At 56.3% G+C, this 18344-nt stretch carries 12 protein-coding genes; 10 read left to right on the forward strand and 2 right to left on the reverse strand.

What is annotated here, in order from left to right; translation table 11 throughout:
- The first annotated feature begins 73 nt into the window (after window positions 1-73).
- The 6 genes from gyrB (at window position 74) to KHO30_RS30270 (ending at window position 8880) form a co-directional block, all read left to right on the forward strand.
- Window positions 74-2545, forward strand: a complete 2472-nt coding sequence (gene gyrB / locus KHO30_RS30245; protein WP_054037059.1) for a DNA topoisomerase (ATP-hydrolyzing) subunit B — start codon at window positions 74-76, stop codon at window positions 2543-2545.
- A 743-nt stretch (window positions 2546-3288) separates the two neighbouring features.
- Window positions 3289-4344, forward strand: a complete 1056-nt coding sequence (locus KHO30_RS30250; protein ID WP_244864166.1) for a DNA-methyltransferase — start codon at window positions 3289-3291, stop codon at window positions 4342-4344.
- Entirely contained in the window at window positions 4341-4799 is a 459-nt protein-coding gene (locus KHO30_RS30255; RefSeq protein ID WP_211703142.1) for a BglII/BstYI family type II restriction endonuclease, read from the forward strand. Before KHO30_RS30250 ends, KHO30_RS30255 begins: the two co-directional genes overlap by 4 nt.
- Before the next feature lies 1 nt (window position 4800).
- A complete protein-coding gene (locus KHO30_RS30260) occupies window positions 4801-6135 on the forward strand; it encodes a hypothetical protein (RefSeq protein WP_211703143.1) in 1335 nt (444 codons plus the stop codon).
- Window positions 6122-7948, forward strand: a complete 1827-nt coding sequence (locus KHO30_RS30265; protein WP_211703144.1) for a DEAD/DEAH box helicase — start codon at window positions 6122-6124, stop codon at window positions 7946-7948. The genes KHO30_RS30260 and KHO30_RS30265 overlap by 14 nt, the downstream gene beginning before the upstream one ends.
- Window positions 7949-8073: 125 nt before the next feature.
- Window positions 8074-8880, forward strand: a complete 807-nt coding sequence (locus tag KHO30_RS30270; RefSeq protein WP_211703145.1) for a protein NO VEIN domain-containing protein — start codon at window positions 8074-8076, stop codon at window positions 8878-8880.
- A gap of 163 nt (window positions 8881-9043) precedes the next feature.
- Here the strand turns inward: KHO30_RS30270 and KHO30_RS30275 are convergent, their stop codons facing one another.
- Window positions 9044-9286, reverse strand: coding sequence for a SymE family type I addiction module toxin (locus tag KHO30_RS30275; protein WP_211703146.1), 243 nt, complete (start codon window positions 9284-9286; stop codon window positions 9044-9046).
- Window positions 9287-10056: 770 nt separating this feature from the next.
- Between KHO30_RS30275 and KHO30_RS30280 the strand changes: the two genes are divergently transcribed.
- From KHO30_RS30280 to KHO30_RS30295, 4 genes are read left to right on the forward strand one after another with little or no spacing between them, the layout of a single operon-like run.
- Window positions 10057-12864 (forward strand): type VI secretion system Vgr family protein, encoded by a 2808-nt coding sequence (locus KHO30_RS30280; protein WP_211703147.1) that lies wholly within the window; start codon window positions 10057-10059, stop codon window positions 12862-12864.
- Window positions 12865-12889: 25 nt separating this feature from the next.
- Complete coding sequence (locus KHO30_RS30285; RefSeq protein WP_211703148.1) at window positions 12890-15079, forward strand: T6SS effector phospholipase Tle3 domain-containing protein; 2190 nt, start codon at window positions 12890-12892, stop codon at window positions 15077-15079.
- Window positions 15076-16557, forward strand: a complete 1482-nt coding sequence (locus KHO30_RS30290; protein WP_211703149.1) for a virulence factor — start codon at window positions 15076-15078, stop codon at window positions 16555-16557. The genes KHO30_RS30285 and KHO30_RS30290 overlap by 4 nt, the downstream gene beginning before the upstream one ends.
- Window positions 16558-16568: 11 nt before the next feature.
- Window positions 16569-16832 (forward strand): PAAR domain-containing protein, encoded by a 264-nt coding sequence (locus KHO30_RS30295; protein WP_211703150.1) that lies wholly within the window; start codon window positions 16569-16571, stop codon window positions 16830-16832.
- A gap of 64 nt (window positions 16833-16896) precedes the next feature.
- Here KHO30_RS30295 and KHO30_RS30300 read toward each other — a convergent pair whose 3' ends face one another.
- Window positions 16897-18141: a DNA/RNA helicase domain-containing protein gene (locus tag KHO30_RS30300; RefSeq protein WP_211703151.1), complete on the reverse strand. Its 1245-nt coding sequence runs from the start codon at window positions 18139-18141 to the stop codon at window positions 16897-16899.
- Between the last annotated feature and the right edge of the window lie 203 nt (window positions 18142-18344).

Here is an 18344-nt window from a genome sequence, read left to right on the forward strand (position 1 = left end):
CTTTGGCGTTTTTATGGTGTTTTGAAAAGTCCCGAGCAGCAACCTTGCAGTAACGCAGAACCGGAAAAAATCCATGACTGAAACGAACAATTCGCAACCCGATAACAGCTACGGCGCCTCCTCGATTCAGATCCTCGAAGGTCTGGAGGCGGTACGCAAGCGGCCGGGGATGTACATCGGGGATACGTCAGACGGGACCGGTTTGCATCACCTCGTATTCGAAGTGCTGGACAACTCCATCGACGAAGCGTTGGCGGGGCATTGCAACGATATCCAGGTGATCATTCACGCGGACAACTCGATCTCGATCACCGACAACGGCCGCGGTGTGCCGACCGGCCTGAAGATGGACGACAAGCACGATCCGAAGCGCAGCGCCGCTGAAATCGTGATGACCGAACTGCACGCCGGCGGCAAGTTCGACCAGAACAGCTACAAGGTGTCCGGCGGCCTGCACGGCGTGGGCGTCTCGTGCGTGAACGCGCTCTCGGCGTGGCTGCGCCTGACCATTCGCCGCGACGGCAAGAAGCACTTCATGGAATTCCACCGTGGCGTGCCGCAGAACCGCGTGATCGAAGAGATCGACGGCGTGGCCGTCTCGCCGATCCAACTGATTGGCGACACCGAAAACCGCGGCACCGAAGTGCACTTCCTGGCTGACGAGACGATCTTCGGCAATGTCGAATATCACTACGACATTCTGGCCAAGCGGATTCGCGAACTGTCGTTCCTGAATAACGGCGTGCGAATCAAGCTGACCGACCAGCGCACGGGCAAGGAAGAAGATTTCGCGTTCGTGGGCGGCGTGAAGGGTTTTGTTGAGTACATCAACAAGAACAAGGCCGTGCTGCACCCGAACATTTTCCACATCAGCGGCGAGAAAGACGGCGTGGGCGTGGAAGTGGCAATGCAGTGGAACGACAGCTACAACGAAAACGTGCTGTGCTTCACGAACAACATTCCGCAGCGCGACGGCGGCACCCACCTGACCGGGTTGCGTGCGGCGATGACGCGCGTGTTGAACAAGTACATCACCGATCACGAAGTCGCGAAGAAAGCGAAGGTCGAGACGGCCGGCGACGACATGCGCGAAGGGCTCTCGTGCGTGCTGTCGGTGAAGGTGCCGGAGCCGAAGTTCAGCGCGCAGACCAAGGACAAGCTGGTGTCGTCGGAAGTGCGCGCGCCGGTGGAGGATGTGGTCGCGAAGGCGCTCGAAGAATTCCTGCTGGAAACGCCGAACGACGCGAAGATCATTTGCGGCAAGATTGTCGATGCGGCGCGGGCGCGCGATGCGGCTCGGAAGGCGCGTGAAATGACGCGTCGTAAGGGCGTTCTGGACGGCGTTGGTTTGCCTGGGAAGCTGGCGGATTGCCAGGAGAAGGACCCGGCGAAGTCGGAAATTTATATCGTCGAGGGCGACTCGGCAGGCGGCTCGGCGAAGCAGGGGCGTGACCGGAAGTTTCAGGCGATCTTGCCGCTGCGCGGCAAGGTGCTCAACGTGGAGAAGGCGCGCTATGACAAGCTGCTTTCTTCGGAGCAGATTGTGACGCTGATTACGGCGCTGGGTTGCGGGATCGGCAAGGAAGACTACAACCTCGACAAGCTGCGTTATCACCGCATCATCATCATGACCGATGCTGACGTGGACGGCGCGCACATCCGCACGCTGCTGCTGACGTTCTTCTATCGTCAGATGCCGGACATGATCGAGCGTGGGTATATCTATATCGCGCAGCCGCCGCTGTTCAAGATCAAGGCGGGTAAGGATGAGCGGTATTTGAAGGATGAGGCTGAGGTTAATGCTCACATCCTGAAGCTGGCTTTGCAGGGGTCGGAGTTGTTGGCTTCTGAAGGGGCTACGCCTATCACTGGCGATGCGCTTGGGGAGTTGGCTCGGGCTTATTTGTTGGCTCAGGCTGTGGTTAATCGTCTGAGCCGGTTGTATGACGCTGGGGCGCTCGAGGCTGTGATGGATGGGGTTGTTATCGACCTTTCCAGCGAGGAAGCGGCTGCAGTGTCGGCGGCGGCTCTTGAGGCGAAGCTGCGGGATGATGCGTTGAAGCCTGAGGTTAAGGTCACGACGATGTATGACCCGGTGCGTGAACTGCGCTCGCTGCGCGTTGCGCGGACTCATCACGGCAATCAGAAGATTTCTGTGTTGGATCAGGATTTTCAGTTGACCGCTGATTACCAGCAGCTGATCAATACCGCTAATACGTTTAAGGGGTTGATTGGGACTGGTGCTGTCATTAAACGTGGCGAGCGCAGCATGGCTGTTACCGACTTCAAGAGCGCTATGAAGTGGTTGTTGGCTGATGCTGAGCGCAATATTTCCAAGCAACGCTACAAAGGCTTGGGCGAGATGAATCCTGGGCAGCTCTGGGAGACGACGATGGATCCGACCGTGCGTCGCTTGCTTCGTGTGCAGATTGAGGATGCTATTGCGGCTGATGGCATCTTTACGACGCTCATGGGGGATGATGTGGAGCCGCGTCGGGCGTTTATTGAGTCGAATGCGTTGAGGGCGGGGAATATTGATGTTTGAGGGTGTTACATGTAACAGTGCCTTGGAGTGAGTGTGAATCGCAGCCAGTTTGCGACAGGTACTATCTAATCGAGGGCCCGTCTGACTTCCGCTTGCCCCCCCCGAGATATTCCAGACAAGTTCCGAATAGAAGTCTGCAAACCCCGCGTAGCGTAAGGCTCGCGGGGTTTTTTCCACCCGCGGATCGTGGGTTTCGTTGACGATCAAGTCAATCGGGCGCATTGATGGAGAGCATGCGCTATCGCTTCAACCGACGAAGTTCGGCATTTGCCACTAACAACCGCAGGTTAGCCGCGAACGCCCAGCTGCACGTTTCGCCAACGTGTGATTTCAACGGTATGCCATCTACGCCCCGGCACCCGGTCTCTCACCAAGATGAGTCTTCGCAACCGCAAGCGACCCAGAAACCCCTGTCTGCTTACTCTGAACATCGTAGAAGCCGCCTGATGTGGTATATCGATTGTGTTTCGTTTAGCATCCTACGAGCGAGGCTATGGTGTATGACAAGATGGCCCCTTTCGTTCCGAAGATACTAACCCCACGCGAAGGTGGCGATCGTGCCATTTTCGCGTGAGATGGCCGTAGCACGTCCGACATGCTTGAAATGCTGACCAAACAGCAATGCACGAGGGATGGTTTCGATTGGCTAACTCAGGATGTCATACCGCAGAAGCCTTCGAAAGCTAGTGGTGAGGCTCAATCAATTGCGGAAAAGCGTAGAGATGGACCAACAGGGCATACGAATGACCTTTGAAGAAAAGCGATCAGATCAATCAACCCCCACGGAGAGCAGCACTATGGCGCGCAGCTCCACGGGCGTCTCTCACAAGGCTGCTGCCAACGGCACGCCGCCCGACCTGTTGAAGCCAGGCAAAAAGATGGCCCCGCCCAACATAATTGGCAAAGACCACGCACTATGGCAGGGTGACGTACTGGCTTTCTTGAAGGGTCTGCCTGCCGAACCCATGTTCGACCTTGTCGTTACTTCCCCACCATATAACATTGGCAAGGAATACGAAACCCGCAAGGGTCTCGAAGACTACATCAAATGGCAAGAGTCCATTATCGATGAGATCATTCCTCGCTTGAAAAGCGGCGGAAGCCTTTGCTGGCAAGTGGGCAACTACGTGGACGACAACCAAGTCTTTCCGCTCGATATTGAGTTCGCGCCGATTTTCAAGAAGCATAAGCTTCAAATGCGCAACCGTATCATTTGGACATTCGGCCACGGCTTACATACTCAGAAGCGCTTCTCGGGCCGTTATGAGGTTGTGCTTTGGTACACGAAGACCGAGTCGAAAAAGGACGCGTACACCTTTAACCTCGACCCTGTGCGTGTTCCGTCGAAGTATCCTGGAAAGAAGCACTTCAAGGGGCCGAATGCTGGCCAGCTATCAGGCAATCCACTCGGGAAGAATCCCGAGGATGTGTGGGACATCCCCAACGTGAAGAGCAACCATGTTGAGAAAACGCTCCACCCGTGCCAATTTCCTGTGGGGCTGATCGAGCGGCTAGTCCTCGCGCTGACTAATCCTGGTAATCTCGTTTTTGATCCGTTTGCCGGAGTTGCTTCGGCAGGAGTGGCCGCCGCAATTCATCGCCGCCGATTTTGGGGCTGCGAAATGACAGAGGATTACATCAAGGTCGGCATGGATCGTCTTCAAGCTGCTCTCAAAGGCGAGGCTGTCTACCGACCGCATGACAAGCCTATTTACGACCACACCAAGAGCTCGCTTTCACGCAAACCGGCGGAGTCCGGCTCGAAGAAAGCAGAACAAAACGAGGACCACGACCAATGAAGCATTTCACATTTAACCACTGCGCGGGTGACAAGACGATTTCTTCGGCTAATCGCAAACTCATCGCCGATGCAATCACGGGGGTGGCAGTTAAGCCCGGCCCTGGCGCTGCAAGCAAGATACGATCGCATCTAATCTCGAACCTCAAGGTTGCTGGCTGGTCAGGCGAGGTCAAGCTTGCGGCCGATTCTGACATGACCATTACTTCAGCGAAAGACGATATTGGCCTGTGCCTGCAAACGGGAAACATGTCGCGTATGTACGCCGATTTGATGAAGCTGCAGGCTATGTATCTCAACGATGCCATCAAGGCAGCCGTGATTATTGTTCCTTCACAAGATGCCGCAAAGCTTTTGGGTAGTAATATTGCTCAGTCGAAGCGGCTTGAGCGCGAGCTTGCCATCTTCAAGAAGGCGTATCACGTCCCGACGATCGTCTACGCACTGGAGGCCTGAAATGCTAGGCACCCATATTCCAACTAACCCGAAAGATTCCCGCTTCGGGTGGCCCAAGATCGAGCGGCTCGAAGAGTTCAAAAGTAAGCAAGAGGCGTGGGCAAGCGCATCAGACAGGCCGACCCACCGCGTCGTTATTCAAGGCCAGACCAAGGACATTCCGATCATTCGTGTCCACCAGAACATTCCGAAGTATCGCTTGGAAAATGGCCGTACCGCATCGGCTCAGGTTGAATACTTGGCCAAGAATGCATCCGCCCGTAAAGATATGTTCGAGGGGGACTCTGAACTCTGGGATGCACAGGAGGCACAGCACGGATTACTGCTGAAGCTTGCTGAGAAGTCGGACTTACGAAAATACTTTGAAAACACATCCAACCGACAGGTTGACCCTATTCTGGTTGATCATCTTGGATTCGTGGTTAACGGAAATCGGCGGCTATCCACTTGGCGTGATCTCTATGACTCTGACAAGGTCAAATACAAGCATTTTGAATACGTTGACCTTGTAGTACTACCCCAAGTCGATAACCGAGCCATCGATCGTCTCGAGGCAGAGCTTCAGATCGAGAAAGACATCAAAGCCAACTACACTTGGGATGCCGAGGCCAACATGATGCTGGCCAAACGCGAACGAGAGCACTACTCCGACAAGGATTTGGCTGAGCTATACGGCAAGAAGGAGCCGGAGGTCAGGGATCTGCTGGACATGCATGACTACGCCGAAGAGTGGCTCAAATCGCGTGGCAAGGAGAACATGTGGTCCTTGGTCTCGGGTTCCGAACTTGCGTTTAAGCGAATCGTTACGACGCGTGGGAAAGTCGGCGGAACCGGTCGGCAGCAGCTTTTCAAGGAAGCGGCCTTCGCCCTGATCGATAACCCAGAAGAGGTTAAAGACAGCTTGCACGACGCGATCAATGGTATGGCAAACAACATAGAGCCGATCGTCGAAAAGCTCAAAGCTGGCTTTGCTGTTACGGAGGTTGCCGTCGACAATGAAACGGACGAACTCTTCGGCGGTGGCACCAAGAAGGCGGGAGAAGCTTCCGACCTTGCTCTTTCCAAGGAAATCGCAAAGCCTGAAAACGCATCTAAGGCCCGCGAAATAATTGTGGAGTTCATCGAAAGTGAGAAGCAGCTTAAACGAGACACAAAGACCGCAGAAAAGCTGCTAGACAGCTGTTCTCGCGCAAATGCTGCGCTTGAAGATGGTATCAAGTTGGGCTTTTGTGCAGAAACGAAGATTGAGGGGGTCGAGGCACAGCTGGCGCAGCTCGAAGTGCGTATCCAGAAAATCAGGGACTTCCTGGAGAAATCTGGCAATGCTTCGAATTGATTACCGCGAGTCCGATCTGTGCGCCCGTCTCTCTTGGGACGCTCAGGACGACGCGCTGCCTTGGCCTGCGATCATCCGCAGGCTCGCCCTGGACTCGACCTCGAACGCACGCCAGGAGGATGGCCGTGTTTTGGTGATGCCGTGGTGGAACTTCGTCGCTTTGCGCGGCTCGCTCTTCGACATCTTCACCACCTTCGAACTCAAGCATGGTACTGGCTATGAAGTTTCGCAGAAGGCCAAGGAACTACTGCTTCAATCCACCAAGGCGGTTACCGGGTATGAAAAGGCTCTGAAAAGCGAGCCGGTCCCTGAGGAAACCCTGCGCAGCTACCTTCGTGAAATTGGTTTCACACGCGAGCTATCTACAGAGCAAGCTCGAAATGTGTCCAAGATTGCTGCCCTACGGGCTGCTGCGACATTTTCTGTGCCGGGCGCAGGCAAGACTACAGAGGCTCTCGCATTTTACTTCTTCAAGGCGAGACAGCAGGAGAGATTGCTCGTCGTTGCACCGAAAAATGCCTTTGCAGCTTGGGATGAGCAGACAGCGGACTGTATGCCATCGCTTAAGCCCGAGTTTGTTCGGCTGCGCGGTGGTCGGGACAACATCGAGAAAATGTTGTTGGACAACCCGCGTTTCATGATTATCAGCTATCAGCAGTTCGCGCGGGTAGGGGACCTGATCGCAGCACACTTAGCAAGACACAAATCATTTGTCTATCTCGACGAGAGCCACCGCATCAAGAGTGGCATTGCCAAGCAGACCGCGCGTGCGGTGCTGGCGGTGTCCCACCTCCCAGAGGGGAAGCTGGTCATGTCGGGGACGCCAATGCCTCAGTCGGTCGAGGACCTGATTCCTCAATTCACTTTCCTCTATCCTGAGATAGAGGTGGTCGCCGACAATGTTGTCGACAAAGTGAAGCCGATTTACGTGCGCACAACCAAGAAGGAGCTGGGACTTCGTCCGGTTACGCGCCACCGCGTGTGTTTGTCCATGGCGCCGCTACAGAAAGAGCTGTATCGGCTCATGAAGTATGAGGTCGCGCGCGAGTCCAAGAGCGCCCTGAGCACCCGCAGCAAGCAGGCATTTCGCGCGTTGGGCAGATCCGTATCCCGGCTGATCCAGTTTGTGTCCAATCCCGCGCTACTTGGTGCAGATCTGAATTTCGTGAAGCCCGAGTTGCTTGCGGCCGTGATCAATGAAGGAGAAGGGCCAAAGTTGAAATACGTGCTTCGTCGGTCTAGACAATTGGCCGCCGAAGGGAAGAAGGTCTTGATCTGGTCCTCCTTCGTTCGCAACGTTGAATACATTGCAAGCCGGCTCTCAGATATCGGTGCAGTCTACATCCACGGTGGAGTGGATGCTGGAGACGAAGACGATGACGAGACCCGCGAGGGAAAAATCAAGCTCTTCCACGATGATCCAAACACGATGGTCTTGGTTGCCAACCCTGCGGCTGCTAGCGAAGGTGTCAGCCTACACCGCATTTGCCACCACGCGATCTATCTTGACCGGACATTCAACGCCGCGCACTATCTGCAATCAGAGGATCGCATTCACCGCTTTGGTTTGCCACCCGAGCAGGAAACCATCGTCGAGATCGTCGAATGCGAGGGGTCAGTGGATCAGACGGTCCTTGAGCGGCTTGACTACAAGATTAATCGCATGGCCGAGGCACTAGAGGACTCCTCGCTCGCGGTAGATCCGATCGCCTTGGATCCAGGCGACATTGAAGACTATGACGATTACTCCGTGGGTCTGCGCGATGAAGACATTGAAGCTCTATTGCGTGATTTCGAGCGAGGCGAAAGTTGATCCCTCTCTCGCCAGGTGTCGCTTACGGTTGCTTCAACTTTCTCCGCATTGTCCAAGAGCATCCTATACCTTTCGAGCGGCTTCGTTCCGATCTACCCCGATACGAACGCCTCGACAACGGATCATTGATTGACCTCATCCAGACGCTCGGTTGGCTACGGGTCAACGATTCTGGCGTCGCTGTCGTTGCTCCGACTGGTGATCGTATCCTTCGCCTCGGCAATGATCGCAAACGCCTTCGTCGAGCGCTGTTGGATTATGTCGAAGTCTTTCGGCCACCCTGGCTAATGATGACCTTGGACGGGCGTCTCCGCACGTTGACGTTTGCACCCATCGAATTTCGCCAGTCAATGGTGGAGGCCTATCTTGCTGAGGGTTGCGACGACGAGGTGATCGAGTTCTGGGATCGTCTAGCCGCGATCGCTCGCGGGCAGCAAGATATTAAGCTTAGCGCCGTTGGTAGAGAGGGCGAACGCTTGACCATTGCTTACGAGAAGCAACGCACGGGCGTTGCGCCAGTTTGGCGTTCGATCGAAAGCAATGCCGACGGGTACGACGTAATGTCTATCGTATCGGATGTGGACCACGCTCAGCTCCAAATCGAAGTAAAGGCGTCATCCATTGGTTTATCGGGAATTTTGCACCTCACCCGTAACGAGTGGGACGCTACCGAATCGATGCCACATCATACGTTTCACCTCTGGGACCTCTCGAATCAGCTGGCTCCGCGCTTGGCTACCGTTCCTCGAGTCCTAATGGAAGCCCATATCCCTACCGACCGGGGTACGGGTCGATGGGGTGAGGCGGAAATTCCGTTCAATGTCTTCGTTGGATACTTTGTCACTCCGAGTGGGCTAAAGCTTCATCAAGTTAATTTGTTAAGTGTGTTTCCTGAATCAGATCGCGCAGGCGCGCCCTCGAATAACAGGTGAACTGTCAGGCGGGGGACCATTTTTACCCCATCGGGAGAGTGGTCCCATTTAATTCGTAGAGTTTTGCGAACAGCTCTTCGTGGAAGGTTAGGCCACCAATGCTGCAAACATTGATAGTCACGACAGGATCATGAACGTAGGTCAGCGGTCGCGTATTCCAGTCTCATGCCGGCGTTATAATCAATCTCCCTCTCTTTACCTCCACGCGAATTCTCGCGCTAATCTCAAACCCCGCCTGTTCGAGCCACCTTCCCGAAAGCCGAATCCAAGGCGCTGGCGGCAAGTCCGGATAAAATTTGACGTGATCCGGCGCGAACGTTTTCATCGGTCGCGGGCGTCTTTGTGCCGAAATGGTCAAGATGCGTTGGGTAGCAGGCGCAACTGCTTTATGATTGGCGTCAGCCATGATCAACTCCTATCCTAGTATGAGTTGTTTGTGGTCAGCGGGTCGTGTGGGTGGCAGCCCATGCGTCCCGCGCTTCATCTCCTTCCTCGTTCTCCTTGATGCTCGGCTTGGCGCTTTCGCGTCCTCTTCTATCCTCCAACGAGTCAATCGTTCAGTAATGCGTTGTAAACGTAACGCACCGAGATCGTCGGTTATGTTGTTAGGCATCCGATGTATTTTCGCGCATTGTCGACGGTTGTGCAACAGCGTCGAACGATCGATGAACAACGAAACAGGGCACACGTTTCACCTCTAGCTTTGAGACAGATTCGCCCTACAGACGTCGTATGAGATCGAGCATGTCGAAGCCCGACCGACGCCCCCGCATCGCTCGACTTTCCACCCTAAGCAGACCCGACCAAGCCTCAATAAAACCCACCAACAATGCCTAATGCATATTAAAGCGTCTATATAAGAGATATTTAACATTCTTCAATAATTCAATTTGCGCCACCCTGTAAATGTTTTGTAAAATCGCGCGATTGGCGGTGCGCGTTAAAAGCAAAGCAAACTAAAAGAGGCGGCACATGGGAGCACATCACATAAGCGGTAGCGTCAATGGCGGCCGAAGCCAAGCGCCTAACAACAAACGCATCAATCAAATAAATCAGCCGTCTAAGTCCGAGCAGCAAATCCGCCAATAACGAAAAAAGCAAACTCAAAACAGAAAACCGCCAGAACCCGAGAGCCAAACAACCCATAACGACCACGCGACACCCAAAGAGACCACCGTGAATTCCGCCGACCTGTTGCGCGCCTTTGCATCCCCGTCCCTGCCGCAAGCCAATCGCGCCTTCCGCCTGCACTGGGGCTCAGCCCAGTCGAGCCTTGAGCAAGTGCTGATCGCGCATCGCATCGACATCAGCGAGGGGCTGTGCTCAGGCATTGTGGGTCACGTGACGTGTCTGTCGACGCGCGCGGACTTGCCGCTCAATGCGTTCATCGGCTTGCCGCTGTCTGTGCAGATGGTCACCGACCGTGGCGCCTTGCACCCGATCTGCGCGATCGTCACCGACGCGCGCGCGGGCCAGTCGGACGGGTCGCTGGCGACCTACCAGTTGACCATGCGCGATGCGTTATCGGTGCTGGAGGGGCGAACCAATACGCGCATCTTCCGCACGCTGAGTGTGCCCGATGTGATTGAGAAGCTGCTGGGCGAATGGCAGAAAAAGAGTCCGGCGCTCGCGCGCGCGTTCGATTTCGACCTGTCGTCGCTGGATCGCGCGAAGTATCCGGTGCGCGAGACGCTGTTGCAGTTTCACGAGTCGGACGCGGATTTCATCCGGAGGCTGTGCCGTCGCGAGGGCATCGCGTGGTTCACGGCGGCGGGCAAGCGGGGAGCGGCCCCATCGGCCGACGGCGCCGGTGAGTCGCCGGTGCACACGCTGGTGCTGCTGGACGACCCGATGAAACTGCCGAAGTCGTCGGCCGGCACGGTGCGCTATCACCGCGACGCGGCCACCGAAGCGCGCGACTCGATCACGCTGTGGTCGGCCTCGCGTCAGCTCGTGCCGGGCAACGTGCAGCGCGCGAGCTGGGACTACAAGAGCGCGACGGTGGCGCAGGCGTCGGAGACGAGCATCGTCGATCAGGGCGAAGCCGGCAACGACCTCGCGCAGCTGCTGCGCGATGCGGTCATCGACGTGCCGCACGCGGGCGATTCCTGGTCGGACTATGAGCGCGTCAGCAAGGCGCGCATGCTCGCCCATGAGTTGCGCTCGGCGAATGTCGATGCGGTGAGCGGCGTGCGGGATCTGGCTGTCGGCAGATGGTTCGAGTTGACCGGGCATCCGGAGGTGGACACGCATCCGCAGGAGGAGCGGCAGTTTATTGTTACCACGCTGCATCATCGCGGAGAGAATAGTCTGCCCAAAACGCTGAATGAGCGCGCGCAGGCGTTGTTTGAGGCGAATCGGTGGAGGGTCGAGGGGCCTTCGAAGGTGGCTGCTTCGGCATCGTCGGCTGGGCAGGGAAGGGCGGCGAGTAGTGCGGATGAGGAAGAGAGCCGCTATGAAAACACCTTTAGTTGTGTGAGGCGTGGTGTGCCGCTGACGCCGGCGTACGATCCGCGGATCGATTTGCCGCGGGTTTATCCGATTACCGCGCTGGTGGTTGGGCCGCAGGGCGAGGAGGTGTATTGCGATTCGCTTGGGCGGATCAAGGTGCAGCTTCAGGGCCTGGATCCGGATGATCATGCGCATGCGCAAGGGGCGGGTACGAGCGGAACGGATAAGGACAGCGCGTTCGTACGGGTGAGCAGTAGCTGGGCTGGGACGAACTACGGGCACGACACGTTGCCGCGCATCGGGATGGAGGTCGCGCTGGATTTCCTGAATGGGGATCCGGACAAGATGTTTGTCACCGGTGTGCTGCACAACGGGCCGAATATGCCGGCAACGTTTAGTCATACCGGGGCGTTGCCGGGGAATCGGTTTTTGTCGGGGGTGAAGACGAAGGAGATTAAGGGTGCCCGCTATAACCAGCTGCGCTTTGACGACACGGCAGGGGAGATCAGCAGCCAACTTGCGAGCGAGCACACCTACAGTCAGTTGAACCTCGGGTATCTGACACAACCCCGCGATAACGGTACCGGTGAAGCGCGAGGCGAAGGCGCGGAGTTGCGTAGTGACGCCAACGTCGCAATTCGCAGCGGTAAAGCGATGCTGATTTCGGCGTGGCAGCGGTTGAACGCGAAGGATGGGCAACTGGCGCGTGATGAGTACCTGCAGTTGATGCAGGAATGCGTCGAGTTGTTCAAGAGTCTTGGCGACTACGCCGCGCAGCATCAAGGCGTCGCAATGGACACGCAGCCGCAGACCGATCTCGCGACTGCGGTGAAGTCCTGGAGCGATGGCAAGACATCGAGCGGCAGTGGTGATGCGTCGTCACAAGCCGTCGTCGGGGTGACGGCGCCAGCAGGGATAAGCATGGCGACGCCGAAGACCGTAGCGACTTATGCCGGCGGCAACGTGGATACCGTCGCACAGAACCATCTTCAACTGACTGGCGGCCAGCGCGTCAACGTCAACGCGGGCCAGGGCGTCTCGTTGTTCGCACATCTGAACGGAGTGTCGGCGATCGCGAATCTCGGCAAGGTGCGCCTACAGAGTCAGGCCGACGATACACAGATTGATTCGGCGAAGAACATCATGCTCACCGCTGCGGGTGGAAAGCTGTCAGGTATGGCAAGCGATCAGGTCGTGCTGGTCACTTCCGGCGGCGCGTATCTGAAGCTGCAAGGGGCAAATATCGAACTCGGCTGCCCGGGCAGTTTCACGGTCAAGGCCGCAGGTCATACGTGGGCGGGTCCGGCCAGTATGAGTGCCGACATGCCGAAGTTCGACAATGCGCCACTCGGACGAGTGCCGAAGCTTGTACGCGCGACCGATGGGCAGGCAGTGACAGGCATTGACGCTGAAGTACAGAAAGCCGCTGGCGACGTCGTCAAAGGTCAAACCGACGCGGCCGGCAAGCTGTCGCCGATCAGCAGCGACCAGTTTCAGCAACTGGCCGTGAAATTCTTCAAAAAACCTACCTAATTGAACCTCGGGGCATCACAACAACATGGCGTTCCTGAATCCAGACAATCGAGTGCAAGTAGGGTCGTGCCAGGGAACCACGCTCTTCGATACCCAGAACGAACTGATCGGCGTCATGCAAATGCCGCTGCCGGGTATCGTGATCTTCGTTCACGGCGTGAATTCAGATGGCGAATGGTTTAAGGCGAGCGAAGAAGGTTTGTGTGCCGGACTGAATCGGCGGATGGGCCGCTATGACGACCAGCTGTTTCACTTCGGCCCCGTTGCGGGACAAATGTCACCAGCTAGCTACATCGAGAGTTTGACCGCCGACGGCTTCATCAATCCCAACATGAAGCCGGACACCTACATCAATCCCGATCCGTCGTTCTCACCGGTGATCCATTTCAGGTGGGGATATAAGGCGAACAAGGAAGAACTGAAGAGGTACGGCGATAAGGTTATGCTCAATGAGCAGAACTATTGGGGAGGTGGTCCCTTTGCGAACGGCTGCTCGAGTCTTCCGGATCTGTGGCACGAAGGGTTGAACGACCGGCTGTTTCTCTGGATCACAGTCCAGCATCTGAACTCAGTCAATGCCCGCAAGGTGTACGCTACGCCACCCCGCACGTATGGAGTGCTCGCGGCACTGCGGCTGGCCAAGCTGATCGAATCCATCCGGAAGAAGCAGGCGGATGTGCCGATCACAGTGGTGTGTCACAGCCAGGGAAACATGGTGGGAATTGCCGCCGCTTTCCTGGGCGATCGCCTAGCCGAAGTAACCGATCCATTTGGGAAGAGCGGTCGCTGTGTCGCGGATAGCTATGTTCTCGCCAATCCGCCGTATAGTCTTGTCGCTGAATTGAGCACTGACAGCTGGGCGCAACGTGGCGTTCGCGACTCGTCTGGCAATGTGGGGCGGGAGATATTCGAGGCCCGCAAAGAGACGTTGAAGGAGTATTTCAATATTTTGCGAGCGCGGGCAGATCTGGAGATGGAAGCGGCCGAGCTCGATCAGGCAATGGCGAGTTCACGTCCATCGAAAAACGGCGGCAAACCGTACGCCGCAGCGACGGACCGCGCTGCACATGGATTGAACAACAAGACCTACGGGCGAGTCACGCTCTATTGCTGTCCTCATGACCAGGTCATTTCCGCAACGACGGTACAAGGGATCGGTTGGAGAGGATTGAACCAGGACGAGATCGAGAAGACCGGCGGAGACGGCGTGTTCACACAGCGGGTGTTTGCCTCGGGCTTCGAGGTAGGCGGCGACCAACCCTCTTACGGCTATTGGAAAGATGACTGGCGCAAGGACAAGAACCAGACACAAGGGTTTTGGTTTCCGCCATCGCCGAAAGCGCGCTTTGCGCTGGGGCGCGCGCTGCATTCGAATCAATCGACCGGGGCCAAGGTGATGACAGCTATCACCAGTCCGGTTCTCTATCTGTTCAATTTTACTAGCGTGCCCGTAAATGCTGATCCGCCAAAGGATTGGGTCGTGCCAGTAACAGCACCCAAGCTTGATGAGTCGACACGGTTCAAGCCGCAGGCGATTCGGTACGGAAAAGTGTCCGAAGTGAAAGACGGCGATGATACTAGCGATTTTAACGAGGGCTACGACCCGTCTGCCGCTGCACGCAACGCGGATAAAACCAACCTTCAGGACAGCGACCCCTACGACAGCTTCAAAGGAACTGGCGCGCTAGCTGCGCAAGGTAACGAGCAAACCGAAGCGGCGCAGAGGTATGAGGATCACGCCGTGTTGCGGATGGAAGCACGACGGGCCAAGAACGATGACTGGGTTGACGAACAGGGCAATGTGGCCGGTGAGGATGATCCGACCAAAGCATCCGCGGACTATACAAAATGGCGAGATGAGCAGATAACGGAGATCCTTAGCGAGGGCGAGGAAAACAATCCGACCAACCACTCGACGATCATGACTAATCCGATGCATGCGGAAAAGGCACTGGCATATGATGTGGCCGTTGGTCTGTGTTATCTGTCGGACGCCGATCTACATGATCTGCGCTTAGAAGCCGACTGGCGGTTCGTCAGCGGGTTGAGCAAAGACAATCCGAGCGTGAAATTTGCTGAGTATTTCCAGTATGGGAAATATCAGAAGGTCTTTCTGTCAGACTGGGTCAAGACGGACGCTGACGCGAAGATCCCTGAGAAAATCCATGACCAACGTGATGGTGGCTTCTTCTTGAAGGTAGGAGGCTACCTATGAGCGCATTTATCGCGACCCGACCGCGCCGCTTGGGTTTGGCGATCTGCGTGATGCTGCTGGCAGCCGTGCTGTCGTTAGTATTCATGGTTCGTTCGAACGGGGCAGCCCTACAACTTTCGAGTACCGAGGAATTGATGAAACGTCTGGTCGTGTTGCCTGGCCTATTGGCCGTTGCCTTGTTTGTGCTGACCACCGCGCTGGTCAGTCAACGGGCGCAAGCAAGTTCCACGGTGCCAGCCGCCACACCGGTCGCAGCAACCGGAACCACTCACTCCTTCGCCGCGCAAGTGGTTGGAGTCGAATGGCTGAATCCGCTGCAGCGACGCGACTATCCGACCGAATGGCAACTGCTGTGGACGCTTGGGCTTGTTAAACCCAACAAGAACGACGACATGGTGAAGGCCGACGCAAAGAAGTTCAGCACGCTTCAAGCCGTTGCTTCTATCGCTGACGCAAGCAGCGGCCGGGAAACGCTGAACGGTTACTACCAGAAGTACATCGACCAACTGCTGGTATTGTTCGGCGATCCCTATGTGATGAACGCCAAGTACTTTTATACCGTCAAAGCGGAGGATCGTAGGAAGTGGCGTGAACTGGCTGGTATGCATGTCGAGGTTGCAATTCCCAGCGGACGACTTGATCCCGAAGAGGCAAAGAGGTATCTGCGCGATCAGGTGGTGAACGCATTTGAGATCGGGAACCGTTCGGCAACCGATTTGTGGAGCCACGATACACCTCCGGATGTACACGTTACGTCCGGTGGCCCCAACGCAGGCTTCACATCCTTAAACGCCGCACTCGACTATCTTCAGGCGCATCCCCAGCAGAGCGTTTGGGTGATGAACTGGGACGCCCCGAGTTACCCGCCGAAGTTTCGGCAAATCAACGAGAACCTAGTGTTGCTGATTCTGACTGGACCGGAAATGAAGACCGAGCGCGAACCGCTCGCATGGATCGGCCGGGCGGCAACGGGCAACGTGAAGGACTTTGAAGCAAAGGCAGGCACGACGCGCGCAGTACAGGCGTGGAAATCGACCATTGAGGCCGCAGCGCAAAACGCTGGAAAAAATCTTGGCGATGTTCAATACGTCATCCACGATGCAGGGAAAGGTTCGGATGTGGCGTCTGAACGTATCGGTTCTCTGTCGCGTACGTTAACGGAAAACTTGCCTGAGTTCGACTATCAGAAACAGACGTTCAATACGGCGGGGTTGCTTGGCGATATGGGCGCGGGTAGCGCCCTGACAAATGTGGCGCTGGCGATCGCACGCGCGAACCATCTCGGCGGCAGCGTACTTGTTGCAGGAACAACTGACCAAGACCATCCGGTTGCCGTCGTGGTCACACCACCGTCAAAACTCACGCCCATCGTTGCGGATCAGGACTGGTTTCGCGCACGCGGCGAGAACAACGCTTATCTTCCGTGGTGGGGACGTCGTCATGACACGGACTATAAACAGCAAGGCTACTCGTACTAGGAGCGGGGCGGATGCGCGGCATCATTCGTGTGGGGGACGCAACCAGTCATGGCGGCCGGGTGACGACCGGCAGCGCGGTGAGTGAGGTCATGGGCCGACCAGTCGCGCGAATCGGCGACATGTGCGTGTGTCCAATCGCGGGTCATCAGACCTGCGTGATTGTGGAAGGGGATCCGAGCGTGAACGTCGACGGAAAACCTGCGGCCTTTGACGGACACAAGACCTCGTGTGGTGCGACACTCATATCGTCGATGCCGACTTCGGGTATAGCTTAGAAGTTATCGATCATTGGTATCGCCATCGACGTATCTTGCACGCGCCGTGCGCCTGAAATGGGCCTCAGCCAGTCGCGCCCGCTTGCACCTTATCCTTGATCGCGTTTTCCAACGCCGCCGGAGACTGAGAAATCCGGAAATCGAAAGCGTCGTGATCGTTCCATTCGAAGCGCGGACGGTCATCGATGCCCAACATCGTGTTTATCCAGCGAACAAACGCATCTGAGCCGTTGCAGCGGAACTGTGTCTCGAGTTCAGATTCGTACACCGCACACTTGTGCTTCTCCGCGTATTCCCGAATGTAGGCGACGGAGCCGATTTCCCCCGGGCGTACGACCTGATGATCGTCAATGAAAAATACCGAAACACGTGCGGCCGCGATCAATTCCTCCAGTTGCTTCAGGCCGGATTTCTTGTTCGCCGGCGTGAAGCGATTGCTGCTCACGTCCCGGATACGATGTGCTTCGTCAGTGACCAGCACGTCCACCGAATCAGCCTGCGCGTCTACGTAGCCGTTCGTGTACGTAAACAGCTCCTGACCTCGTGGACCAATGAACTTCCGCAGCGTTTCAGTGAACGCTTTGGAGCCGGTCACGTAGTGCGTCGAGTAGTGACTTGATAACAAACTCGCTACGAGGTTGATCGCCAGCACAGACTTGCCGGTGCCTGGGCCACCCTTGATGATGATCTGCTTCTGACGGTCATGCACCCCGCGACGCGCAGCGGTCATCACGGCGTCGAATGCTACCTGCTGCTCGTCAAGCAGCGTGTACTCCGGGTTGTTCTTGATCACGGACGCCACATAGTCCATCAGCTTCTTGCTAGGGCGATAGCGATTTTCTTCCATGCGACGCAGCACTTCCAGACCGTCGCCACCTCCAACCCGATCCACCAGAAACTTGACGAACTCGTCTATGTCGTCGGCGCTGAACGTCGGTGCCGTCTCAAGCAGCGTCGAGAATCTAGGCGCCCGGAGCGGATCAGCCGGGTGCGAATGGTAGTTGTGTAAATAGGCGCAAGCAGCGACTTCAATCGGAGTCTCGTCCGCGTAGCAAGCCTCATGATTGTCCCGAAGATAGGACGCGTATCGTGCTACCTGAGCTGAGGGATGCAGTACGTCGCGCATGCAACCATTGATGAACGTTGAGACTTCGTTGTCCCCCGCCGACTCCTCGCATGTCTGCCATTGCTTCAGCTCGATCGCTACGGCCGTCGGCGTTCCATCTTTCGCGAAGCCACATAGCAAGCAGTCGATACGCTTCGAGTTCGTCGGCAGTTGAAACTCGAGCACGACGCCCTGGTTGGTCAACCCGGCGCGCGAGAAAATGAGCGCGAGCGCGCGCAGGGAGTTTTGCCAGGATTGGAATTCACTCTGTGACGGATTTTTGGCGTATAGCTGGAAGCTGGTACGTAGCTTCTCTGCGATCTGGTTGCGCTCGCAGTCCTCGATGAATGTCTTGCAATGGTTTGCCTATAGTCGCATTGGTCTTTGATTTTCGTTTTAGTTTTGGT

This window comes from Paraburkholderia aspalathi, from assembly GCF_905220735.1.
Taxonomy (GTDB): Bacteria; Pseudomonadota; Gammaproteobacteria; order Burkholderiales; family Burkholderiaceae; genus Paraburkholderia; species Paraburkholderia aspalathi.

What these genes read in the sequence shown, in the direction of transcription:
- KHO30_RS30265 (WP_211703144.1), top strand. Translation starts at nt 6,122, where the DNA reads ATGCTTCGAATTGATTACCGCGAGTCCGATCTGTGCGCCCGTCTCTCT.
- gyrB (WP_054037059.1), top strand. Translation starts at nt 74, where the DNA reads ATGACTGAAACGAACAATTCGCAACCCGATAACAGCTACGGCGCCTCC.
- KHO30_RS30250 (WP_244864166.1), top strand. Translation starts at nt 3,289, where the DNA reads ATGACCTTTGAAGAAAAGCGATCAGATCAATCAACCCCCACGGAGAGC.
- KHO30_RS30290 (WP_211703149.1), top strand. Translation starts at nt 15,076, where the DNA reads ATGAGCGCATTTATCGCGACCCGACCGCGCCGCTTGGGTTTGGCGATC.
- KHO30_RS30275 (WP_211703146.1), bottom strand. Translation starts at nt 9,286, where the DNA reads ATGGCTGACGCCAATCATAAAGCAGTTGCGCCTGCTACCCAACGCATC.
- KHO30_RS30295 (WP_211703150.1), top strand. Translation starts at nt 16,569, where the DNA reads ATGCGCGGCATCATTCGTGTGGGGGACGCAACCAGTCATGGCGGCCGG.
- KHO30_RS30285 (WP_211703148.1), top strand. Translation starts at nt 12,890, where the DNA reads ATGGCGTTCCTGAATCCAGACAATCGAGTGCAAGTAGGGTCGTGCCAG.
- KHO30_RS30255 (WP_211703142.1), top strand. Translation starts at nt 4,341, where the DNA reads ATGAAGCATTTCACATTTAACCACTGCGCGGGTGACAAGACGATTTCT.
- KHO30_RS30260 (WP_211703143.1), top strand. Translation starts at nt 4,801, where the DNA reads ATGCTAGGCACCCATATTCCAACTAACCCGAAAGATTCCCGCTTCGGG.